The organism is Streptomyces sp. NPDC001153, from assembly GCF_053598315.1.
This window is the reverse complement of sequence record NZ_JBSFJZ010000002.1, coordinates 303,079-325,745: the sequence shown is the minus strand read 5'-3', so window position 1 is coordinate 325,745 and position 22,667 is coordinate 303,079. Positions and strand designations below refer to the sequence as shown.

Below are 22,667 nucleotides of genomic sequence, written 5' to 3'. Positions count from 1 at the left end.
CCTCCTCCGGTCGCCCATACTCTGACGGTCCGTCAGGTGAAGCGCCATAGCCCGGGAGGTACGGATGTCCCTGCTCGCCGGAAAGACCGTCGTCGTCTCGGGAGTCGGCGCCGGGCTGGGTCACCAGGTCGCCGCGGCCGTCGTACGGGACGGCGGGAACGCGGTGCTCGGGGCGCGCACCGAGGCGAACCTCGCCAAGAGCGCGGCAGGGATCGATCCGTCCGGCGCGCGCACGGCGTACCGGGCGACGGACATCACCGACGAGGGGCAGTGCGAGGCGCTGGCCGCGCTGGCGCGGGAGCGGTTCGGCGGGATCGACGCGGTGGTGCACGTGGCGGCCTGGGACTCGTACTTCGGCGGCGTCGAGGACGCGGACTTCGCGACGTGGCAGTCGGTCATGGAGGTGAACCTCCTCGGCACGCTGCGGATGACCCGGGCCTGCCTCCCCGCGCTGCGGGAGGGCGGGGGCGGGTCCGTCGTCTTCATCGGGACCCAGTCGGCGGTGGCCGCGCCCTCGCAGGTGAAGCAGGCGGCGTACGCCGCGTCGAAGGGTGCGCTGACGAGCGCGATGTACTCGCTGGCGCGGGAGCTGGGGCCGGGGCGGATCCGGGTCAACACCGTCCTGCCGGGCTGGATGTGGGGACCGCCGGTGCAGGCGTACGTCCGGTTCACCGCGCAGACGGAGGGCGTGCCGGAGGCGGAGGTGCTGGGGCGGCTGACGGACCGGATGGCCCTGCCCGAGCCGGCGACCGACGGGGACGTGGCCGATGCGGTGGTGTTCCTCGCCTCGGACCGGGCACGGGCCATCACCGGGCAGTCGCTGCTGGTCAACGCGGGTGAGTTGATGCGGTGACCCGATGTGTCCTGCCGGGCTGACACGACTCCGCCACCGGCCGGGGCAGCGCGAACGCCTTCGCCCGGGCCACGGCCTGGCGACCGGATCCGGCTTCGCCGACTGGTTCATGTAGATGAACGAAGGTCACGAAGACGAACATCTTTACCGGCTCTTGACCGGACAGTCGCTTGTCGTGTTCACGTGGGGGCACCCACGATCGGGCACATGAACAGTCTCGACTGGGCCGTGCTCATCGGCTACTTCGGTGTGATGGTCGCGATCGGCGTCTGGTCGCACAAGCGCGTGGACAACGTCTCCGACTTCTTCACGGCCGGCGGCAAGATGCCCTGGTGGCTCTCCGGCATCTCGCACCACATGTCGGGCTACAGCGCGGTCATGTTCACCGGGTACGCGGGCATCGCCTACACCTACGGCGTCACCTCCTTCGTCACCTGGTCCTTCCCCATCGCGCTCGGCGTCGCCATCGGGTCGAAGCTGTTCGCACCCCGCGTCAACCGACTGCGCTCCCGGCTCCATGTGGCCTCCCCGCTGGAGTACCTGAAGAACCGTTACAACCTGTCCACCCAGCAGGCGCTCGCCTGGTCCGGCATGCTGCTGAAGATCGTGGACGTGGGCGCCAAGTGGGCGGCGATCGCCACCCTTCTGTCGGTGTTCACCGGGGTCACCCTGAACCAGGGCATCCTCATCACCGGTGCGATCACGGCCGTGTACTGCACGATCGGCGGCCTGTGGGCGGACGCGCTGACCGAACTCGGCCAGTTCGTCATCCAGTTGCTCGCCGGCGTCTCGATGTTCGTCGCCGTCGTCCTGAAGCTGAACGACAAGCACATCGGCTTCTTCGACGCCTGGAACCAGCCGGCGCTGCACGGCCACGGCAAGCCGCTGGTCGGCCCCTACGGCACGGTGTTCCTGCTGGCGTTCCTGTTCATCAAGCTCTTCGAGTACAACGGCGGCATGCTCAACCAGGCGCAGCGGTACATGGCGACGGGCAGCGCACACGCGGCCGAGCGCGGCGCCCGCCTGTCGGCGGTCCTGTGGCTGGTCTGGCCGGTCGTCCTCTTCTTCCCCATGTGGATCTCCCCCCTCCTGGTCCACGCCCGGAAGCCGGACGGCTCCGACTCCTACGGCCTGATGACCGAACAGCTGCTTCCGCACGGCCTGTTGGGACTGGTCGTCGTCGGTTTCTTCTCCCACACGATGGCCATGTGCTCCTCCGACGCCAACGCGATCGCGGCGGTGTTCACCCGTGACGTGGCTCCGGTGCTGTCCTCCCGTGCCCGGGGCTGGGGCGAGCGCTCCGGACTGATCGCGGCCCGCGTGACGACCCTGGTCTTCCTCGGTCTGTCCATGGCGGTGGCGACGCAGGTCAACTCCCCCACGTTCAAGGACATCATCACGGTCGTCATCAAGTGGGTCGCCGGTCTGATGGGCCCGATCGCGATCCCGATGATGCTGGGCCTGCTCCGCCCGTTCCGCCGCTCCGGCCCGACGGCGGCGCTCACCAGCTGGGCTGCGGGTCTGCTGGCGTTCTGGCTGGTGAACTACCCCATCAACTGGAACGTCTCCGGCGGGGTCCCGCTCCAGTACCAGGTCTCGGTCCCGCTGGCGGTGTCCCTGGTCCTCTACACCGTCATCGGCTACCTGAAGCCGGAGGAGACGCCCGAGCGCCTGGCCATCATCGAGAAGGTCAACACCGACGGCGACGCGGTGGCGGCGGTACCGGTCCCTGCGGGGGCGGGGGACGACGTGGTGGGAGCGCCGTAGGGGGCACCGTCCACCGGGGAGACATCCCGACCGGCCACCCGTCGCGCGCGGGGTCCGAGGTCAGGCCCGCGGATAGCGGACCAGCCACCCCGGTGAGGACCCCGCCGGGCCGTGCAGTGCCGGGCCCTGGGTCATCTCCATCGCGAAGTCGTCGGCGAGTTCCAGCACCGTCGGGCGGCCCTCCAGCTCCGCCAGCCAGGCCGGGGGGAGGGCCGTTTCGCCGTGGAGGGCGCCCAGGAGGCCGCCGGTGAGCGCGCCCGCCGCGGCCGAGGGCCCGCTCTGGTTCACCGCCAGGCACAGCCCGTGCCGGACGTCCTCCCCCACCAGCGCGCAGTACACCGACGCGGCCAGCAGCCCGTCCGCCGTACCGTCGCCGGCCAGTTCCTCCACCCGCGTCGGGCTCGGCATCCCCTGCCGTACCGCCCCGAGGGCATGCTGCAGGGCGTCCGAGACGGGCTGGTGGCCGGGCCGGGCGGCGAGCAGGGCGAGGGCCCGCTGCACGGCGCCGTCCAGGCTCTCGCCCCGGGCCAGCCCATGCACGATCACGGCGTACGCGCCCGCCGACAGGTAGGCGAGGGGATGTCCGTGGCTCTGGGCGGCGCACTCCACCGTCAGCTGCGCGACGAGCTGCGGCTCCCAGCCGACCAGCAGCCCGAAGGGCGCGGACCGGGCCACCGCCTCCGGCCCCAGCTCATCGGGGTTCTTCGGTGCCTCCAGCGTGCCCATGACGTCGTCGCCGAACCCGACGAGGAGGGCCCGGGTCGGCTCCCGGCGGGCGTACAGCCACTCCTCCCGGGCCAGCCAGCCGTCGTCCTTGCGGCGCTCGTCCGGCCCCCAGTCCCGCTGGGTGGCCGCCCAGCGCCGGTACGCCCGGTGCAGATCGGTCGGCGGGTGCCAGGCGCCGGTGTCGCGGCGCACCTGGGCCCTTATCAGCCCGTCCACGCTGAACAGGGTGAGCTGGGTGTGATGGGTGACCGTGCCGCGCCGCCCCTGCCCGAAGGCCAGGTCGAGCAGCCCCTCGGGGCCGTACGCGGCCCGGATCTCCTCCAGGGACAGCGGGTCGGCGGGCCCGCCGAGCGCGTCGCCCACGGCGACGCCCAGCAGGGTGCCGCGCACCCTGCTGCGGTAGTCCTGCTGCTCGGCTCGGCCCCAGACGGCGCCGGATGTCGCACTCATCCAGACCTCCCCACGGCACCGTCCGTCCGTACGACGCTCAGCACTGTAATCGACGGGGAATGGTCCGTTCAGGGGGGCAAATCGCCCCCCAGTGGTCATTCCCTCTCAGCTACGGACGTGACAGGGGGCACGTCAGTTGACCGAGGAGGGGTGGTGGCGCGGTGGTGGGGGCGTGGGGAGGGAGAGGTGGGCGGCGTGGGACTCGTCCGCCTCGGCCAGGGCATCCGCGCCGAGTCCGCGGTGCACCTCCGCCCGGCGTTGCAGCGCCCAGACGTAGACCGGGTTGAGCGACAGGGCGCGGTCGAGGTCGGCGAGGGCCTCCTGGAGGCGGCCGAGGTTGGCGTACGAGGCGCCTCGGCTCGCGTACGCCGAGGCGTAGTCCGGGTCCAGGGCGAGCGCGCGGTCGTAGTCGACGAGAGCCTCCTCGTCCCGGCCGGCCACCCGCAGCGCGTCACCGCGTTCACAGCGGCCCCAGGCCCAGTCCGGCTGGAGGGCGAGCGCCCGGTCCAGGTCGGCGAGCTGCCGGGTGCGGTCCCGGCGTGCGCGCCAGAGACGGGCCCGGCGGGCGAGGGCCCACGCGTAGTCGGCGTTGAGATCGAGCGCCCGGTTCAGGTCGGCGTGCGCGTCGTCCAGCTCGCCGAGGGCCAGGCGGGCGGCGCCCCGGGAGGCCCAGGCGAAGGCCTGGCCGGGGTCGAGCCGGATCCCCTGGTCGAGGTCGGCCACCGCCTCCTCGTACCGGCCCAGGATCCGCAGGTGCTCCCCGCGCAGGAACATGTTGTACGGGTTGTCCGGCTCCAGCTCCAGCACCCGGCGCAGGTCCTCCAGGGCCCCCCGGTAGTCGCCGAGCGAGCTGCGCGCCAGGACCTTGCCCCGCAGGGCCCGCACCAGGGAGGGGTCGAGGGCGAGGGCACGGTCGTACGCGTCCAGCGCGCCCTGCTGGTCGCCGCGGCGCGCCAGGGCGTCGCCCCGCACCGCGTACGCCGTCGCCCGCCATGGCTCCTCGCCCCGCGCCCGGTCCAGCAGCAGACCGGCCACCCCGGCCTCCGCGTCCGCCGCGAACGCCTCCGCCAGCGCGCCTGACCAGCCCGCCAGGTTCCGCGTGCCCGTGGCACCTGTGTCACCGGTGTCTTCGGATGCCTCCACCAGCAGCCGCACCCAGCGCCACAGCACGTCGTCCCCGTGGTCGCAGGCGGTGACGAGGTCCGCCAGCACGGCGGGCAGCGCGGCGCGGGGAGCCGCGCAGAGCGAGTGGTAGGACTCGGCCAGGCGCAGCTCCCGCCAGTCCTCCTCCTTCCAGAACTCGCCCGGTTCCAGGGCGGATTCGGTCTCCGCGCGCCACCGTGCGAAGGTCCGCGCGAGCCGCCGGTGCCGCTCGGTCCAGCTCCGCGGCGACTGCCGGCGCTGGAGCCGCAGCATCGGCGCCCGCACGAGGTCGTGGTACCGCATCCGGTCCCCGCGCCCGCTGACGAACGGCATGTCCTGCAGCCAGGCGTACAGCCCGTCGAACTCCTCCTCCGGGCACTCGACCACGGCCCGGAACACATCCGCGTCCAGCGTCCGCGGCAGCGCGCAGGCCAGTGCGGTGGCCCGGCGCACCGGATCCTGCTCCCACTTCAGGAACCGCTCCACGGCCGTTGCGCTGGGATCGCCCACGTCCCGAGGGTCGGCGGGCCGGGTCTCGGCCAGGGTGGAGACGAGCACCGGCAGGCCCCCGGTCAGCCGCAGCACCTCGGCGACGACCGGCTCGTCCCGGACGCCCTTGTCCGCGAGGAGTCCGCGTGCCTCAGCCTCCGTGAACGGACCGAGCCGCACGTCCGCGACGAAGTCCGCGAATCCGGCCCAGCGCGCCGGGGTGAGCGGGAGCTGTCCCGCGGTCACCAGGACGACGTTGGCCGGCAGGGTGCCGTACCGGTCCGTCGTCATGATCTCGTGCAGCCAGCCGTCCAGGAACGCGCCCGTGCGCTCGTAGGTGTCGAAGAGCAGGACGATCCACGGTGCGGCGGAGGCGGCGGCCGCGAGCTCGCCCAGCAGCGCCGGGGTCAGGACCCGCTCCGGCGACAGCACCAGGCGCACGTCCTCCTGGTTACGGAACCGCGCGCTCAGCCCTGCCCGCAACCGGTCGGCGCTCTGGGCGAGTTGGGCCGCGTCCAGCGCGCCGGCGAACGGTCCGACGCCCGGCGCCATGCCGAGCCCGACGAGACCGGCCCGCGCCACGGCCAGCGAACCGGCCGACGGATGCGGCGCCGCCTCCGGGTCGAGGGCGAGGGCGGCGGCCTCGGCCTCGTGCCGCCGCTCCCGGTAGGCGGCCAGCAGCCGCTCCAGCTCCTTGCACCGGTGGCCCTGCCGGCCGAGCTGGTCGCCGATCGCCGCCATCGCCTCCGGCACGCTCCCGACGCTCTCGTCGACGTACGCCGTCAGCGCCCCGCGTTCCCGCGCGATCTGCTCCAACTCCCTGATCAGGAAGGTCTTTCCGACGCCCGCGTTGCCGTGGACGTGGAAGAGGAAGCGGTGGCGTTCGTCCTCGGGGGGTACGTCCAAGTTCGCGCGGAAAGCCGCCCGTTCATCGCTGCGTCCGACGAACCCCGCCCGTCTGCGCCGCCCGATCAGCTCCTGCATCGACGGCCGTGCCTGCGCCATCCGTCAGCCCCTCCCGCAACCCGGCCTCTCATTCTGGCGCAATGACCACGCGATAACCGGGCCCCGGGCAGGAGAGAATTCAGCCATGACCACCACCCCCACGCGTCACACCGGCCTCGCGCTCGCCGCCGGTGTGCTCACCGGAATACTTGCCCTCTACATCGCCCTGGTCGCCCTCGGGAACATCACCGACTTCGGGACGAACCAGCAGTTCGTCCGGCATGTGCTGGCGATGGACACGACCTTCCACGACAAGGACCTGATGTGGCGGGCGATCACCGGCACCGGGCTTCAGGACACCGCCTACGTCCTGATCATCGCGTGGGAGACGGTGGCCGCCCTGGTCCTGATCCGGGGCACCTACCTCTGGGCCCGGCGGAAGGACGACGACCTCGCACGGCGCTGGTCCACCTACGGGCTGCTGATGCTGCTGCTGCTCTTCGGCGCCGGGTTCATCGCGATCGGGGGTGAGTGGTTCTCGATGTGGCAGTCCAAGACCTGGAACGGGCTGGAGGCCGCGACCCGTATCTTCCTGCTCGCCGGGGTCGCCCTGATCGTCAACCAGCTGCCCGCCCGCCGGGAAGACACTATTTGACGACGGCCACCCTGGTGCCCTGATCGCCGAAGGACCACAGGGCGGCGCCGTCCTCCTTGTGCATACGGATGCCGCCCAGCTTCTTGCCGTCCGCCGGGGGCGGCGAGGAGCCGTCCAGCGCGTTGGAGAAGGCTATGTTCACGCCCTCCACCTTGGTGAAGTACATGACGTGCTCGATCTCCACGCCGTCCGAGCCCTTGAGGGGCTGCCCGCGCAGGGTGATCGAGTAGCGGCCGGGCTGCGGGCTCACCGTGCCCGGCCACACCGTGAACGTCCGGGTCGCCTTGCCCGTCGCGTCGACCAGCCACACCCGCTTCTCGCCGAGCGAGTACACGATCCGGCGGCCCTCGCCCGACGCGTCCGGCAGCGCGGGCGCCCCCGGGGAGTGCGGTGCGGCCGAGCCGTGGGCGCTCGCCGAGACGGACGGGCTCGGCCCGGCCGCCACGGCGGCCGCGGGACGCGGCCCGTGGTCCGCCTGTACGGCGAGGGCGACGACGGCCGCGGTCGCGCCTGCCGTCAGGCCGGTGACCCAGGCCCAGGAGGGCAGTCGGGCAGCCACGGGTACGCATCTCCTCCGCTACGGGGCCCCGCCTCAGGTCGGGGGTCGGATCATCGTACTCAGTCCAGGACGGGCAGCAGCTCGGGCAGGTGGCCGTCGGAGGCCTCCGCCGCCCGCTGCCGTTCCTGAGGCACCTCGCCGTAGAGCGTGGTGCGCGGTTTCGCCGGGCGGCCGGCCGCCTCGGCCACGGCGACCAGGTCGCGGACCGACTTGTACGAGCCGTACGACGAGCCCGCCATGCGGGAGATCGTCTCCTCCATGAGGGTGCCGCCCAGGTCGTTGGCTCCCGAGCGGAGCATCTCCGCCGCGCCCTCCGTGCCCAGTTTCACCCAGCTTGTCTGGATGTTCGGAATCCAAGGGTGGAGGAGGAGCCGGGCCATCGCCGTCACCGCGCGGTTGTCCCGTGTGGAAGGGCCCGGGCGCGCGATGCCCGCGAGGTACACCGGCGCGTTCGTGTGGATGAAGGGGAGGGTGACGAACTCCGTGAATCCGCCCGTCTCCCGCTGCAGGGCGGCCAGCGTGCGCAGATGGCCCAGCCAGTGGCGGGGCTGGTCGACATGGCCGTACATCATCGTGGAGGAGGAGCGGATGCCCAGCTCGTGGGCCGTTTTCACCACCTCGATCCAGGTGGCCGTGGGCAGCTTGCCCTTGGTCAGCACCCAGCGGACCTCGTCGTCCAGGATCTCCGCCGCCGTGCCGGGGATGGTGTCCAGGCCGGACTCCCTGGCGGCGGTCAGCCACTCGCGGATCGACATGCCCGTCCTGGTCGCGCCGTTCACCACCTCCATCGGCGAGAAGGCGTGGACGTGCATGCCGGGAACGCGTTCCTTGACCGCCTTCGCGATGTCGAAGTACGCCGTGCCCGGCAGGTCCGGGTGGATGCCGCCCTGCATGCACACCTCGACCGCGCCCACGTCCCAGGCCTGCTGGGCGCGGTCGGCGACCTGCTCCAGCGACAGGGTGTACGCGTCGGCGTCCGTGCGGCGCTGGGCGAAGGCGCAGAAGCGGCAGCCGGTGTAGCAGACGTTGGTGAAGTTGATGTTGCGGGTGACGATGTACGTGACGTCGTCGCCGACCGCGGACCTGCGCACGTCGTCGGCCACCCGGCACAGCGCGTCCAGCGCCGGGCCGTCCGCGTGCAGCAGGGCCAGGGCCTCGGCGTCGGTCAGGCGGGTCGGGTCGTCGGCCGCGGTCGCCAGCGCCTGCCGTACGTCCGTGTCGATGCGCTCCGGCGCCATGCCCGAGGCGGCCGCCTCGCGCAGCGCCTCCCAGTCGCCGTACACCTCGTCGAAGTCGTCGCGCCGGTCGGCGGTGCGGCCCTCGGTGTCGATCGTGCGGTGCAGGTCCGTACGGCCGGCCGGGACGAAGGCCTCCTCCGGCTCCTGCCACGCGTGGCCCTCGACGGTCGCGTCCGGGCGGGCCAGGCCGGTCTCCGGGTCGGCCAGCGCGCTCACGTGCGGGCGCAGCCGGGGGTCCAGCCAGGGCTCGCCGCGGAGCACGAACTCCGGGTAGACACAGAGGCGTTCGCGGAGCTCGAAGCCCGCGGCGGCCGACCTCTCGGCCAGCTCCTCGATCTGCGGCCAGGGCCGTTCGGGGTTGACGTGGTCGATGGTCAGGGGCGACACCCCGCCCCAGTCGTCGATGCCGGCGCCGATCAGCCGCTCGTACTCGCAGTCCACCAGGTTCGGCGGGGCCTGGAGGCAGCCGGAGGGGCCCATGATGTGGCGGGCCACGGCCACCGTGGCGACCAGCTCGTCCAGTTCGGCGTCCGGCATGCCGCGCATCGCCGTGTCCGGCTTCGCGCGGAAGTTCTGGATGATCAGCTCCTGGATGCCGTGGTAGGCCCGGGAGACCTTGCGGAGGGCGAAGAGGGACTCGGCCCGCTCCTCGTACGTCTCCCCGATGCCGATGAGCAGGCCCGAGGTGAAGGGAACGGAGGAACGGCCGGCGTCCTCCAGCACCCGCAGCCGTACCGCCGGTTCCTTGTCCGGGGAGCCGTGGTGCGGGCCGCCGGGCTCGGACCACAGCCGGGTCGCGGTCGTCTCCAGCATCATGCCCATGGAGGGGGCGACGGGCTTGAGCCGCTGGAAGTCCGTCCACGTCATCACGCCGGGGTTGAGGTGGGGCAGCAGGCCCGTCTCCTCCAGGATCCGGATGGAGACGGCGCGGACGTAGGCGATGGTGTCGTCGTAGCCGTGCGCGTCGAGCCACTCGCGCGCCTCGGGCCACCGGTCCTCCGGCTTGTCGCCGAGGGTGATCAGGGCTTCCTTGCAGCCGAGGGCAGCGCCCTTGCGGGCGATGTCCAGCACCTCGTCCGGGGACATGAACATTCCGTGGCCGGCCCGGCGCAGCTTGCCGGGGACGGTGACGAACGTGCAGTAGTGGCACTTGTCCCGGCACAGCCGGGTGAGGGGGATGAAGACGCTCTTCGAGTACGTGATGACGCCGGGGCGGCCCGCCTGTTCGAGACCGGCGTCACGCACCCGGGCAGCGGACGCGGCGAGGTCGGTCAGGGCCTCGCCGCGGGCCTGGAGCAGCACCGCCGCCTCGGCCACGTCGAGGGCGACGCCGTCCCGGGCGCGTTTGAGGGCGCGACGCATGGAGTTCTCGGTCGGTCCGGTTCCGGAGGTCGCGGAAGTCGTCATCCCTCGAGGATACGTTCGGGGTGATCAGAGCAAGGGGCTCCGCCCGGTCCGCAGGAAATTCGCCCTACAGAAAGCTTCCGTACTCGTCGAGCACCCCCAGCACCTCCGCCTCCCCCGCCGGGGGCAACTGCAGTACGACCTCCTCGATGCCCAGCTCCGCGTAATGGGCCAGCTTGCCCGGGGTCGGCTGGACCGCGTACGGGACGACCTGGAGGGCGGCCGGGTCGCGGCCCGCGTCCGCCCACAGCGTGCGCAGCACCGGCAGGGACTCGGTGAGGCCCCGGCCGCCGATCGGCAGCCAGCCGTCGGCGTACTCGGCGATGTGCGCGAACAGCTTCGGCCCGGCCGTCCCGCCGAGGAGCGTGCGAGGGCCGGTCACCGGGCCACGCGGCTTCTGCGCGGGTTTGGGGTACGCGTGGCTGGCCCGTACGGCGGCGAACTCGCCCTCGTAGGCGGTCGGTTCCCCGGCCCACAGCGCCTGCATCAGCCGCACCCGGTCCCGGACCAGCTCCCGGCGCGTGCGCCACTCCACGCCGTGGTCGGCGGCCTCCTCCACGTTCCAGCCGTAGCCGAGGCCGAAAGTGAAGCGGCCGCCGGACAGGTGGTCCAGGGTGGCGATCTGCTTGGCCAGGGCGATGGGGTCGTGCTGGGCGGGCAGGGTGATGCCGGTGCCGAGGCCGAGGCGCTCGGTGACGGCCGCGGCCTGGCCCAGGGCGACGAAGGGGTCGAGGGTACGGCCGTACTCGCGGGGCAGGTCGCCGCCGGCCGGGTACGGGGTGGCCCGCTCGACCGGGATGTGGGTGTGTTCGGGGAGGTAGAGGCCGGCGTAACCGCGGTGTTCCAGTTCGCGGGCGAGCCGTACCGGCGCGATGGTCTCGTCGGTGAGGAAGATGGTGACGGCGATACGCATGGCCCATCTGTACCGGGCCGGGCCCGCACTGTCCATACCGACTGGTCGGCACAGTCCGCGCCGATGGCCGTGAAGTCGCGTGCATGACACCTGTCGGACGCCAATCGCCCGCTCTTTCACGCGTGTTCACGCGCGCGCGGGAGACTGACCGCCATGGCTGAAGACACGCACGGTCAGGCTCATGGCATCGGCAGACGCGCGCTGTTCGTGACGGGCGCCGCCGCTGCCCTTACGTTGGGAAGCGTGAGCTTCGCAGCGGCGGACGGTCAGCAGCAGGAGACCCGGTCGGTTCGCGGCACCCTGCCGCCCGGCTCCCCCGACTTCGTGTACGTACCGGTCGAAGTCCCCGCCGGCGTACGGGAGATCAAGGTCTCCTACACCTACGACAGGCCCTCGGTCCCGGCCGGCACCACGGGCAACGCACTCGACATCGGCCTGTTCGACCGGCACGGCACCGAGCTGGGCGGCCGGGGCTTCCGGGGCTGGTCGGGCGGGGCGCGCACGGAGTTCTTCGTCCGGGCCGACGACGCGACTCCCGGGTACATCCCCGGCCCGGTGCGGGAGGGCACCTGGTACGTCGCGCTGGGCCCCTACACGGTGGCGCCGCAGGGGCTGACGTACGAGCTGACGATCACGCTGACCTACGGCGAGGCGGGCGAGACCCCGCGGCCGGTGTATCCGCCCGCCCGGGCGAAGGGACGGGGCCGGGACTGGTACCGGGGCGACTGCCATCTGCACTCCTGGTACTCCGACGGCCGCCGCACCCCGGCCGAGATCGCGGCCCTGGCGCGGGCCGCGGGCCTGGACTTCATCAACTCCTCGGACCACAACACCCACTCCGCGCACCCCCATTGGGCGGACCAGGCCGGCGACGACCTGCTGATCATGCTCGGCGAGGAGGTCACCACGCGGAACGGCCACGTGGTGGCGCTCGGCACCGAGCCCGGTACGTTCGTGGACTGGCGCTACCGGGCCCGGGACAACCGCTGGGCCCGCTTCGCGCGGGACATCCGCCGCGCCGGCGGCCTGGTCGTCCCCGCCCACCCGCACGCCACCTGCGTCGGCTGCGGCTGGAAGTTCGGCTTCGGCGAGGCGGACGCCGTGGAGGTGTGGAACGGCCCCTACACCCCGGACGACGAGGTGACGCTGGCCGAGTGGGACAACCAGCTGGTCGCCTCCGTGCGGCAGGGACGGCCCTGGCTCCCGGCCATGGGCAACAGCGACGCGCACCGCGATCCGGACGTGGTCGGCAGTCCCCAGACGGTCGTCCTCGCCGACGACCTGACCCGGGAGGCGATCCAGGAAGGCATCCGCGCGGGACGCAGTTACGTGGCCGAGTCGAAGAACGTGACCCTCGCCTTCACGGTGACGGGCGGGCGCGGACAGCAGGCCGGCATCGGCGAGCGGCTGGACGTGGCCGCCGACACCCCCGTGACCGTCCGGCTGGAGGTCTCGGGCGCTCCGCGCTGCTCGATCCGTTTCGTCACCGACCAGGGTGTGCTGTTCACCAGCGATCCGCTGCCGGTCTCCGGCTCGGGCGCGGCCGAGTGGCGTACGACGCCCGCCTACGCCGCGTACGTGCGCGCCGAGCTGCGGCACGAGGCGGCGGCGGGACCGGTGCCGGGCGCCCTGGCCGCCTTCACGAACCCGGTCTTCCTCGGGGCTGCCTGAGCTGCTCGGCCGCCCACTCGGCCCACTCGCGCCGCATCGCGTTGAAGCGCAGACCGTACTCCAGCGCGATGCGGCCGTAGACCGAGAGGTTGCCCTCGTCCCAGTCGATGGAGTCGGCGAGCTGCCGCAGCTGTTCGTGTCCGGCCCGGGACATGTCGGTCAGGTCGGTCAGATAGGCGCGGGCCTGCTCGGGAGTGAGCACACCGAGGAAGAAGACGCGCAGCAGGACGTCGCTGCGGATGACCGGCTGGGGCGGGACCTCGGTCAGCCAGTGGCGCAGCTCCGCCATGCCCTCGTCGGTGATCTCGTACTCCTTGCGGCCGCGCGGGCCTTCGGCGGCCACCGCGATCAGCCCGGAGCCCGCCAGCTTGGTCAGCTCGGTGTAGATCTGGCTCTGGGTCGCCGGCCAGACGTTGGCCAGCGAGGTCTCGAACGTCTTCAGCAGGTCGTACCCGCTGGCGCGACGGTCCGACAGCAGGCCGAGCAGGGCGTGTCTGAGACTCATGCCCGCATCCTACATTCCACTGTTGACATGTCGCGAGCCGACCTTCTACTTTTGACATGTCAAGACTGGGACACACACTGAGCGGGGGAATCCCATGTCCTACCTGCGCACGTTCCTGCCGTGGATCGTCTTCGCCGTCATCCCCTCGGGTGACTGGCAGTGGGGCGCGTCGGCCGCCCTGGTGGTGGCCGTCGGGATCATCGCCCAGCAGAGGCGGGCCGGTGCCGGCTTCGACGCCCTCGTCATCGAGGCCGGCTCGGCGGTCTTCTTCGCGGTCCTCGCGGCCCTCGCCTTCGCCGACCCGCACTCGGGTGTGCACGCCTACTCCGCCGCCCTCTCCTCCGGCACCCTCGCCGTCATCGCCGGCCTCTCGCTGGCCGTCGGCCGGCCCTTCACCCTGGGCATCGCCAAGCGCACCACCCCGCGCGAGTTCTGGGACCTGAAGCCCTTCATCCGGGTCAACGTGGTCATCACGTCCGTGTGGACCGCCGCCTTCGTCCTGACCGCCGTCGCCCTCGCGGTGCTGGCTCACTCCGGCAGCGCCCACTCGACGCCCGCGACCGTCGTCCAGATCGCCGGCTTCGCCGTCCCGATGCTCTTCACCGTCCGCTATGTCGCCCGTGTCCAGGCGAAGGCCCAGGCCGCCGGGCGGGTGGCCCGGTGAACGCCGCCCCGAAGCACCTGTCCGGCAACTACGCCCCGGTCACCGAGGAACTCACCGCCCACGACCTGCCGGTGACCGGCACGATCCCGCCCGAGCTGTGCGGCTGGTACCTGCGCAACGGCCCGAACCCGGCCGACGCCGCCTCCGGGCACTGGTTCTTCGGCGACGGCATGGTCCACGGGGTGCGCCTGGAGGGCGGGCGGGCCGTCTCCTACCGCAACCGCTGGGTCCGCACCGGCCGACTGACCGACGGGGCACGGCTGTACGACGACCGGGGCCGCCGCGACCTCACCGCGGGACCGGCCAACACCCACGTCGTCCGGCACGCGGGCCGCACCCTGGCCCTGGTCGAGACCGCCCTGCCCCACGAGCTGACCCGCGACCTGGACACCAAGGGTCCCTACGACTTCGACGGCCGCCTCACCACCGCGATGACGGCCCACCCGAAGACCTGCCCGGCCACCGGCGAACTCCACTTCTTCGGCTACGGCATGCTGGAGCCCACCCACCTCACCTACCACCGGGCCGACGCCACCGGCGGGCTGGAGCTCAGCAGGCCGGTCGAGGTACCCGGGCCGACCATGCTGCACGACTTCGCGCTCACCGCCGGGCACGTCGTCTTCATGGACCTGCCCGTCGTCTTCGACGTCGAACTCGCCCTGGCCGGCGGCACGATGCCGTACAGCTGGGACGACGGGTACGGCGCCCGGCTCGGCGTGCTGCGCCGCGACGACCCCTGCGGCCGGGTCCGCTGGTTCGCCGTCGATCCCTGCTACGTCTTCCACACCCTCAACGCCCACGACGCGCCGGACGGCACCATCGTGCTGCACGTGATGCGCTACCCGGAGATGTGGCGGCGCGACGCGGGCGGCGGCACGCGGGAGGAGCCTGCCGTGCTGTGGAAGTGGACCATCGACCCGGCGGCCGGCACGGTCCGTGAGGAGCAGTGCGACGACCGGCCCGGCGAGTTCCCGCGCGTCGACGACCGGCTCACCGGACTCGCCGCCGGACACGGGCACATGACCAGCGGCACCTCCCTGGTCCGCTACGACCTGGCCTCCGGCGCCGTCACCGCGCACGACTTCGGGCCCGGCCGCACCCCCGGCGAGGCCGCCTTCGCCCCCGCCGACGACAGGCCCGGCGGCCCCGGCTGGCTCATGACGTACGTGTACGACGCCGCCACCGACCGCAGTGACCTGGCCGTCCTGGACGCCGACGACCTCACCGCGCCCCCGGTCGCCACGATCCACCTGCCGGCGCGGGTGCCGTTCGGCTTCCACGGCAACTGGCTCGCGGACAGCGATGCCTAGGCGGTGCCGTCGCGCGTGGCCCGGCGCATGGCGATGATCTCGGCCACCGCCTTCAGCCAGCGGGCGGCGCGGGTCTCGGCCTCGGGGGTGGTGGCGGTCTGCGCCGCCCCGGTCAGCCAGTCCCGCAGGATCGCGGCCGGTTCCGGGGACGGCAGCGGCTCGGGCAGCCCGGCCGCGTACGCCAGACCGCCGGACCGGACGATCTCGGCGACGAACACCAGCGAGCGCGGCAGTACGCCGAGCCGGTCCAGGGTGACCGCGGCCGCGATGGCACCGTCGCCGAACAGGGCGGTGCGGAAGGCCTCCTGGGTCAGTCCGTAACGGAGCAGCACGGTGACGTCGGTGGCGGCCAGGACCTCGTCGTCGGTGCGGTTCTCGGGGGCTGGGGGCATGGGAGTCATGGCGGTTCGCGGTGTTCTCGGTCCTGGGTGTTATCGGTCCTGGGGGGGGTTCTCAGTCCTGGGGCAGGTGGACTTCGACCGCGTCCGGGGTCCAGCTGTTGCTGGCCTTCGCCATGCCGCCGTTGACGAAGTCGTCCTCGCTCACCCAGGTGGTCGTGCCGTACGGGTTGTAGATCTCCAACTTGTCGCCCTGCTGGCCGACGACCATCAGGGCGTGCCCGTAGTACCTGCCCGTCGCGTCGGTTCCCCCGACGGCGATGGGCACCGGCTTGCCGTCCGCCACCGCCTTCTCGATCTCGGGCAGGACATTGCGCCGGGCAGCGGGGTCCTGGATGAAGTGCGTCTGGTACGAACTGCCGGTCTCCGGGCTGATCTCCTTGTCGGCGACCTCGTTGTTGCCCTCCGCGTGCATACCGTTCCAATGGGCACCGCCGTGCCCCTCCAGATGCACCCGGTGCTGTTCGGCCACCAGGCGGTTCCGGAAGGCGGTGGGGTCGTCCTCCTGCCCGCTGGGCCCACCGGTGAGCGAAAGGGCGTAGACGGGGTCGACCAGGGCGCGGGCGGTGACCGTGGACGAGGCGACACAGGTGTTGTCCCGGCCGTCGCCGCCCTGCATCCACTTCTGGCCGTCGAAACTCTGCACGGCGGTGTTGACGTTGGCGCCGTTGCCGGGGTCCGTTCCCTCGTCCCTGAGGCTGTCCACCTGGGTGACGATCGGCGTCAGATGCCGCTGCAGCCAGGCCGGGTCCTTGTCGTGGATCTTGCCGTCGAAGGTCTGGATGTCGTCGACGCCGTGCCCCGCGGCGAGGGCCTTCATCAGGTACGCCTTCTCCTGCGGGGTCTTCGCGTCCGCCAGGAGCCGGTCCATCCGGGCCCGGTCGGCCGGCGAGAGCTGGTCCATGGCCCGGCCGGAGCGTTCCAGTTCGCCCGCGGTGAGGATCTCGTTGTAGTCCGGCGCACCGTCCTTGCCGCTGGCGTCGGCGAGCATCATCCGGTCCACCGCGGAGAGCTGACCGCTGTGCATCTTCCCGGCGCGGGCCTCGGCCGCCCACTTGTTCAGGTCACGGGTGGCGGCGCGCACGGCGTCGTCCGCGGTGACGGCGCCCTTGTGCATCAGCTCGACCCCGCCGGTGGCGAGGCTCCGGCCCGCCTCCAGGGCCGCCTTCTCCTCCGCCTTTTCCTGGGCGGTCTCGATCGCCCTGCCGACGTCGAAGAAGCTGTCCCTCGGGCCGAGCCGCTCCTTGGCCTGCCGCAGCAGGGCACGGCCGTCGGCGTCCTGCGTCTGCGCGGTGCCGAGCGCGTCGGCCAGCGCGTGCAGCGCCTTCGCGCCGCCCTGGAACGCCTCCGACATCCTGGTCGCGGCGCGGGCGGCGCCGGCCACCGCGTCGGAGGCGAGGACGCTGGTGTGGCCGACCCAGACCTCCGGCAGACCCTTGCGGGCCACCCTGTTCACCCGGTCGTGCAGCTCACCGGCCTTGTCGACCTGTCCGCGGTAGCGCGTGCCGAGCGACTCCAGCGTCGCGGTGTCGCCGGCCGGCGCCGAGGTGAGGAGAGCGTTGTCGATCAGGTCCAGCAGATCGTTCCTGTCCGTGGCCCTGGGGATGCTCGTGCACAGGCCGGCCAGCCAGGAACGGCGGCCGGACGGGGTGTTCAGGGCAGCGAAGGGGGTCAGCGGGTTCAGGTCGTCGAAGATTCCCATCGGCCGGCCCTCAGTACTGCGTCAGGGCCGACGGACGCCCGCCGTGCGCCGGCATGCCGGTGATGCCGTCGCCGCCGACGGTCACGGCCTCGGTCCGCGTCGCCGCCGTGTGGTCGGATCCCTGGTACGCGCCCTTGGCGAGCCGTACCTTGCCCGCGAGTTCGTGCAGCGCCGACTGCAGCGTGGCCGCGTCCTCCAGCCAGGCCGCGGCGAACGCGTTGAACGCCGCCGCCGACTCGGCGCCGCCCAGGGCGTCCTGGCCGTAGCACTCGTCGGTGACGATCGCCTGGTGTACGCGGCCCGCGTCGTCGCCCGCGCCGTCGAGTTCCTTCGCCTGCCCGGACATGCCGTGCCTGACCGTGTAGCCGTCCGACGACGCGCCCATCACGCTCCCCCGTTTGCGCTCGAACATGACCGCGGGGGAGGCTAACACGCGCCCTTCGTACGATCCTGGGCGCCTCACGCGCCGCGCACGGTGCGGACACGGCATCCACGCGAGACACCGGGAGAGAGCAGACAGATGTCAGCCCGCACCGACCTCAAGCACCGCCTCGTGACCGGCTTTCAGCGGTATCTCGCCAACCCGCTGAACCGGCGGCTGCCGTTCCAGGTCCTCCTGGAGACCACCGGCCGCGTCTCCGGCCTGCCCCGGCGGACGCCGGTCGGCGGGCGCAGGGTCGGCGGGTCCTTCTGGCTGGTCTCCGAGTTCGGCACCAGGTCGCAGTACGTGCGCAACATCCAGGCCGACCCGCGGGTTCGCGTCCGCATCGGCGGCCGCTGGCACCGCGGCACCGCCCGTCTCCTCCCCGACGACGACCCGGTGGCCCGCCTGCGCTCCCTGCCCCGCTTCAACAGCGCGGCGGTACGGGCGTTCGGGACCGACCTGCTGACGGTCCGGGTGGACCTGGAGGACTGAGCGCTGCCGGTCCCGCTCACCCCGGCCACACGATCGCCTGCACCTCGCTGTACGCGTGCAGCGCGTAGGAGCCGACGTCGCGGCCCACCCCGCTCTTCTTGAAGCCGCCGAACGGGGCCTCCATGTTGCGGCCGACGGTGTTGATGCCGACCCCGCCGGCCCGCAGCTGCCGGGCCACCCGGAACGCCCGGGCCACGTCGCCGGACCAGACGTAGTCGATGAGCCCGTACTCGGAGTCGTTGGCGAGCGCGACCGCCTCGTCCTCCTCGTCGAAGGGGATCACCGCGACCACCGGCCCGAAGATCTCCTCCCGGGCCACCCGCATGTCGGTGGCGCAGTCGGCGAGGAGGGCCGGCGCCACGTAGAAACCCCGGTCGAGCGCGGGCCGTTCGCCGCCCACGACCACCGACGCGCCCTCCTTGCGGCCGAGTTCGACGTACGACTCGACCCGCGCCCGGTGCTCCGCCGAGATCACCGGGCCGACGACCGTGTCCGCCTCCCGTGGATCCCCGACCTTCACCCCGCGGGCGTACCCCGCGAGGTGCTCGACAAGGCGGTCGTGCACCCCGCGCTGGGCCAGCACCCGGGTCGGTGCCGTGCAGATCTGCCCGCTGTAGAAGGAGAAGGTGGTGCCGATGCCGGCGACGGCCGAGCCGAGGTCGGCGTCGTCGAACACGACCGCCGCGCCCTTGCCGCCCAGCTCCATCAACTGGCGTTTCATGTCCCGGCCGCACACCTCCGCGATCCGCCGGCCGACGGCCGTGGACCCGGTGAAGCTGACCATGTCGACGTCGGGGGACGCGACAGCGGCCTCACCCACTTCCGTGCGACGCCCGGAGACGACGTTCACCACCCCCGGTGGCGCCCCGGCCGCCTGAAGAGCCTCGGCCATCCGGTAGACGGACAGCGGATCCTGCGGGGCGGGCTTCACGACCACCGTGTTGCCCATGGCCAGCGCCGGCGCGACCTTGCCGGCCGGGTTGGCCCAGGGGTTGTTGTAGGAGGTGATGCAGGTGACGACCCCGACGGGCTGCCGTACCGCCAGCGCGCCCACCACCCCGGCCTTCCCCATCGGCCCGGCCTCGTTGATCTGCGGTGTGATCGGCCACTCGGCGGGCTCCACGCGCGCGTACCGCCGGAACCGGGCGGCGGCCACCCCGACCTGCATCGCCCGGGCGGTCCCCGTGGTCGCGCCGGTCTCCGCGCGGGCCAGCTCGGTGTACGGCCCCGTCCGGTCACGGATGATGTCGGCCGCCCGGCCCAGCACCGCCGCCCGCTCCTCCGGCCGGGTCCGCGACCACGCCCCGAACGCCTCCCGCGCCGCCGCGCAGGCCGCCCGCACCTGCTCCGGCGAGGCCTCCGGTGCCCAGCCGACGGTCTCCTCGGTGGCCGGGTCGGTCACCGGGTAGTGCCCGCCGTCCGGCGCCACCCACTCCCCGCCGACGAACAGCGGCTGCCCCGTCACCTCGTACTCACCGTCCGCGTGTCGGTCCCCGACCGCAGCACCTTGCCCGGTACGGCCCCGGTCACCACGTCGTCCCGGATCGCCGCCACCCCGTTGACCCACACGGCCCGCACGCCGATCGCCCTCGAGTCCAGGCGAGGACTGTCACCCGGCAGGTCGTGCACCAGCCGGGCCTGGCCGGCGTCGATGCGCTCCGGGTCGAAGAGGACGAGGTCCGCGTGCCAGCCCTCGCGCACCTGTCCCCGCTCCCGCAGCCCGAACAGCCGCGCCGGGTCGTCGGTCAGCATCTTCACCGCCTGCTCCAGCCCGAGCAGCTTCCGGCCGCGCAGACAGTCCCCGAGGAACCGGGTGGTGTACGGCGCCCCGCACATCCGGTCCAGATGCGCGCCCGCGTCGGACCCGCCGAGCAGCACGTCCTCGTGCTGCCAGGTCTCGGCGCGCAGCGCCCAGGACGCCGGGTCGTTGTCGGTCGGCATCGGCCACAGCACCGTACGCAGCCGGTCGTTGGCGCAGATGTCCACCAGGCAGGCGAACGGGTCCTGCCCCCGCTCCTCGGCGATGTCCCGTACGACCCGTCCCGTGAGCCCCCGGTTGGCCTCGCTGTAGGTGTCCCCGATGACGTACCGCCCGAAGTTCGCCAGCCGCCGGAAGACGCCCGCCTCCTTCGACCGGGCCCGCCGCAGCAGCTCCGCCCGGACGCCGGGGTCCTGGAGCCTGGCGATCCGCTCGGGCACCGGCAGCCCGAGGACCGGACCCCACCCCGGGATGAGGTTGAGCGCGCAGAAGGTGCCGAGCGACATGTTCATCGGGGTGAGGATCGGCATGGTGAGCGCCACCACCCGCCCGCCCGCCTTCCGGGCCCGCTCGCTCGCGCTCAGCTGCCGCGGCACCCGTTCCGGTACGGCGGCGTCGATGGTGAGCACGTTCCAGTTGAGCGGCCTCCCGGCGACCGCGCTCATCTCCACGAGCAGGTCGATCTCGTCGTCGCCGAACTGGTCCAGGCAGCCGGCGACGATCGCCTCGATCTGCGTGCCCTCGTGCTCGCCGACGGCCCTCGACAGCGCCAGCAGCTCCGCCGGCCGCGCATGCCGGGACGCGACCGGCTGCCCGTCGCCGTCGGAGTGGGTACCGGACTGGGTGGTGGACAGCCCCCAGGCCCCGGCGTCCATGGCCTCGTGCAGCAGCCTCAGCATCGCCGCGAGCTGCTCCTCGCTCGGCTGTCCCCCGACGGCCTGCGGCCCCATGACATACCGCCGCACCGCGCAGTGCCCCACCATGAAGCCCGCGTTGACGGCGATCCGCCCGTCGAGCGCGTCCAGGTACTCCCCGAAGGAGTGCCAGCCCCAGGGCGCCCCCTCCTCCAGGGCCACCAGGGACATCCCCTCCACCTTGGACATCATCCGGCGCGTGTAGTCGGCGTCCTCGGGACGGGCCGGGTTGAGCGGCGCGAGGGTGAACCCGCAGTTCCCGGCGGCGACCGTCGTCACTCCGTGGTTGAGGGAGGGAGTGGCGTACGGGTCCCAGAAGAGCTGGGCGTCGTAGTGGGTGTGGGGGTCGACGAAGCCGGGGGTGAGGATCAGGCCGGAGGCGTCCTCGGCCGTACGGGCCTCTTCGGTGATCTCGCCGACGGCGGCGACACGGCCGCCGCGTATGCCGACGTCCGCGGTGCGGGCGGGGGCGCCGGTGCCGTCCACGACGGTGGCGCCCTTGATCAGATGGTCCAGCATGTCCGGAACCCCCCTCAGACGGCCTGACGGAACCTGGACGTCCGGTGCACCGGATCCGTGTCGATCTTGGGGATCACGTGCTCCCCGATCAGCCGGATCGTCTGCAGCGTCTCCTCCTTCGGCACCCCCACCGGCAGCCCGAAGCTCAGCTGGTCGGCGCCCGCCTGCTCCCACCGCTTGCACTGGCGCAGCACCTCGTCGGGGTCACCGCAGATGAGCAGCTCCTCCTCCACGAGCAGCTCCACGAACTCCGGCGTGTACCGGGGCAGCGTCTCCGGCCACACCGGGAAGCCCTCGGGGCGCGGGAAGGTGTCGTGGTACCGGAAGACGAGCGACGGAAGGTAGTGCAGCCCGCCGTTCACCGCGATCTCGATGGCCTCGGCGTGTGTGGGCGCGCAGATCGCGGTGGTGGTGACCATCACGTTGTCGTTGACGAAGTCCCCCACGGGCTCCGCGTTCACGACCGCCGTCTTGTACTGCTCGAGCACCCACTCCATGTCGGAGACCTTCTGGATGCTGAAGCCGAGCACGCCGAGCCCCTTCTTCGCGGCCATGGCGTACGACGGCGGCGACCCGGCCGCGTACCACATCGCCGGGTGCGACTTCCCGTACGGCTTCGGCAGGACCTTGCGCGGCGGCAGCTGCCAGTGCTTGCCCTGGAAGCCGGCGTACTCGTCCTGGAGCCACATCTTCGGGAACTCGGCGATGGTCTCCTCCCAGATCTCCTTGGTGTGGTTCATGTCGGTCACACCCGGTATGAACCCGAGGATCTCGTGGCTGCCGGCGCCCCGTCCGCTGCCGAACTCGAAGCGCCCCTCGCTGAGGTGGTCCAGCATGGCGACCTTCTCGGCGACCTTCACGGGGTGGTTGACCTGGGCCAGGGGGTTGAAGATCCCGGACCCGAGGTGGATCCGCTCGGTCGCGTGCGCGAGATACCCGAGGAAGACGTCGTTGGCGGACAGGTGCGAGTACTCCTCCAGGAAGTGGTGCTCGGAGGCCCAGGCGTACTTGAAGCCGGACTTGTCCGCCTGGATGACGTACTCGGTCTCCTCCATCAGCGCCTTGTGCTCGGCCAGCGGGTCGGTCTCGGCGCGCTTGCCCACGTATCCCTGTACAAAGAGCCCGAATTCCAAGGCCGTTCACCGTCCTCAGTCTCTCTTGTGACGC

General features: G+C 72.3%; 19 protein-coding genes. 7 read left to right on the top strand and 12 right to left on the bottom strand.

Going from position 1 to position 22,667, the window contains the following annotated elements:
- The first annotated feature begins 64 nt into the window (after nucleotides 1-64).
- Nucleotides 65-853, top strand: a complete 789-nt coding sequence (locus tag ACWDEN_RS03525) for an SDR family oxidoreductase (RefSeq protein WP_351611542.1) — start codon at nucleotides 65-67, stop codon at nucleotides 851-853.
- Between the two features lie 207 nt (nucleotides 854-1,060).
- Entirely contained in the window at nucleotides 1,061-2,620 is a 1,560-nt protein-coding gene (locus ACWDEN_RS03520) for a sodium:solute symporter family protein (protein WP_351611540.1), read from the top strand.
- A 60-nt stretch (nucleotides 2,621-2,680) separates the two neighbouring features.
- On the opposite strand, the gene ACWDEN_RS03515 is transcribed toward ACWDEN_RS03520, so the two are convergent.
- Both ACWDEN_RS03515 and ACWDEN_RS03510 read right to left on the bottom strand, forming a co-directional pair.
- Nucleotides 2,681-3,796: an ADP-ribosylglycohydrolase family protein gene (locus ACWDEN_RS03515; RefSeq protein WP_351611538.1), complete on the bottom strand. Its 1,116-nt coding sequence runs from the start codon at nucleotides 3,794-3,796 to the stop codon at nucleotides 2,681-2,683.
- A 132-nt stretch (nucleotides 3,797-3,928) separates the two neighbouring features.
- Entirely contained in the window at nucleotides 3,929-6,433 is a 2,505-nt protein-coding gene (locus ACWDEN_RS03510) for a tetratricopeptide repeat protein (RefSeq protein ID WP_351611536.1), read from the bottom strand.
- A gap of 85 nt (nucleotides 6,434-6,518) precedes the next feature.
- Here ACWDEN_RS03510 and ACWDEN_RS03505 point away from each other — a divergent pair, with 85 nt between their 5' ends.
- Entirely contained in the window at nucleotides 6,519-7,028 is a 510-nt protein-coding gene (locus ACWDEN_RS03505) for a DUF2165 domain-containing protein (RefSeq protein WP_351611534.1), read from the top strand.
- Here the strand turns inward: ACWDEN_RS03505 and ACWDEN_RS03500 are convergent.
- From ACWDEN_RS03500 to ACWDEN_RS03490, 3 genes are all read right to left on the bottom strand, one after another.
- A complete protein-coding gene (locus ACWDEN_RS03500) occupies nucleotides 7,021-7,587 on the bottom strand; it encodes a hypothetical protein (RefSeq protein WP_351611532.1) in 567 nt (188 codons plus the stop codon). The genes ACWDEN_RS03505 and ACWDEN_RS03500 overlap by 8 nt on opposite strands.
- Before the next feature lie 59 nt (nucleotides 7,588-7,646).
- Nucleotides 7,647-10,232, bottom strand: a complete 2,586-nt coding sequence (locus ACWDEN_RS03495; protein WP_450856981.1) for a bifunctional FO biosynthesis protein CofGH — start codon at nucleotides 10,230-10,232, stop codon at nucleotides 7,647-7,649.
- A 64-nt stretch (nucleotides 10,233-10,296) separates the two neighbouring features.
- Entirely contained in the window at nucleotides 10,297-11,142 is an 846-nt protein-coding gene (locus ACWDEN_RS03490; RefSeq protein ID WP_450856979.1) for an LLM class F420-dependent oxidoreductase, read from the bottom strand.
- 153 nt (nucleotides 11,143-11,295) lie between these two features.
- On the opposite strand from ACWDEN_RS03490, the gene ACWDEN_RS03485 reads away from it, so the two are divergent.
- Entirely contained in the window at nucleotides 11,296-12,813 is a 1,518-nt protein-coding gene (locus ACWDEN_RS03485) for a CehA/McbA family metallohydrolase (protein ID WP_450856977.1), read from the top strand.
- Here the strand turns inward: ACWDEN_RS03485 and ACWDEN_RS03480 are convergent.
- Nucleotides 12,782-13,318 (bottom strand): PadR family transcriptional regulator, encoded by a 537-nt coding sequence (locus ACWDEN_RS03480; RefSeq protein WP_351611524.1) that lies wholly within the window; start codon nucleotides 13,316-13,318, stop codon nucleotides 12,782-12,784. The genes ACWDEN_RS03485 and ACWDEN_RS03480 overlap by 32 nt on opposite strands.
- A 94-nt stretch (nucleotides 13,319-13,412) precedes the next feature.
- Here ACWDEN_RS03480 and ACWDEN_RS03475 point away from each other — a divergent pair, with 94 nt between their 5' ends.
- Nucleotides 13,413-13,982 (top strand): hypothetical protein, encoded by a 570-nt coding sequence (locus ACWDEN_RS03475; protein ID WP_450856974.1) that lies wholly within the window; start codon nucleotides 13,413-13,415, stop codon nucleotides 13,980-13,982.
- Nucleotides 13,979-15,292 (top strand): carotenoid oxygenase family protein, encoded by a 1,314-nt coding sequence (locus ACWDEN_RS03470; protein ID WP_450856972.1) that lies wholly within the window; start codon nucleotides 13,979-13,981, stop codon nucleotides 15,290-15,292. The genes ACWDEN_RS03475 and ACWDEN_RS03470 overlap by 4 nt, the downstream gene beginning before the upstream one ends.
- Here ACWDEN_RS03470 and ACWDEN_RS03465 read toward each other — a convergent pair.
- From ACWDEN_RS03465 to ACWDEN_RS03455, 3 genes are all read right to left on the bottom strand, one after another.
- The gene (locus ACWDEN_RS03465) at nucleotides 15,289-15,684 is read right to left on the bottom strand and encodes a hypothetical protein (RefSeq protein WP_351611516.1); all 396 of its coding nucleotides are present in this window, start codon (nucleotides 15,682-15,684) and stop codon (nucleotides 15,289-15,291) included. The genes ACWDEN_RS03470 and ACWDEN_RS03465 overlap by 4 nt on opposite strands.
- Before the next feature lie 61 nt (nucleotides 15,685-15,745).
- A complete protein-coding gene (locus ACWDEN_RS03460; protein ID WP_450856970.1) occupies nucleotides 15,746-17,392 on the bottom strand; it encodes a peptidoglycan-binding protein in 1,647 nt (548 codons plus the stop codon).
- Nucleotides 17,393-17,402: 10 nt separating this feature from the next.
- Complete coding sequence (locus tag ACWDEN_RS03455) at nucleotides 17,403-17,804, bottom strand: hypothetical protein (protein WP_450856968.1); 402 nt, start codon at nucleotides 17,802-17,804, stop codon at nucleotides 17,403-17,405.
- A 108-nt stretch (nucleotides 17,805-17,912) separates the two neighbouring features.
- On the opposite strand from ACWDEN_RS03455, the gene ACWDEN_RS03450 reads away from it, so the two are divergent.
- Entirely contained in the window at nucleotides 17,913-18,308 is a 396-nt protein-coding gene (locus tag ACWDEN_RS03450) for a nitroreductase/quinone reductase family protein (protein ID WP_351611509.1), read from the top strand.
- Nucleotides 18,309-18,324: 16 nt separating this feature from the next.
- Here ACWDEN_RS03450 and ACWDEN_RS03445 read toward each other — a convergent pair whose 3' ends face one another.
- The 3 genes from ACWDEN_RS03445 to ACWDEN_RS03435 are packed head-to-tail and all read right to left on the bottom strand — an operon-like array spanning nucleotide 18,325 to nucleotide 22,633.
- Complete coding sequence (locus ACWDEN_RS03445) at nucleotides 18,325-19,773, bottom strand: aldehyde dehydrogenase family protein (protein WP_450856966.1); 1,449 nt, start codon at nucleotides 19,771-19,773, stop codon at nucleotides 18,325-18,327.
- A complete protein-coding gene (locus ACWDEN_RS03440; protein WP_450856964.1) occupies nucleotides 19,770-21,500 on the bottom strand; it encodes an N-acyl-D-amino-acid deacylase family protein in 1,731 nt (576 codons plus the stop codon). Before ACWDEN_RS03440 ends, ACWDEN_RS03445 begins: the two co-directional genes overlap by 4 nt.
- A 14-nt stretch (nucleotides 21,501-21,514) precedes the next feature.
- Entirely contained in the window at nucleotides 21,515-22,633 is a 1,119-nt protein-coding gene (locus ACWDEN_RS03435) for an LLM class flavin-dependent oxidoreductase (protein ID WP_351611500.1), read from the bottom strand.
- Nucleotides 22,634-22,667 lie beyond the last annotated feature (34 nt).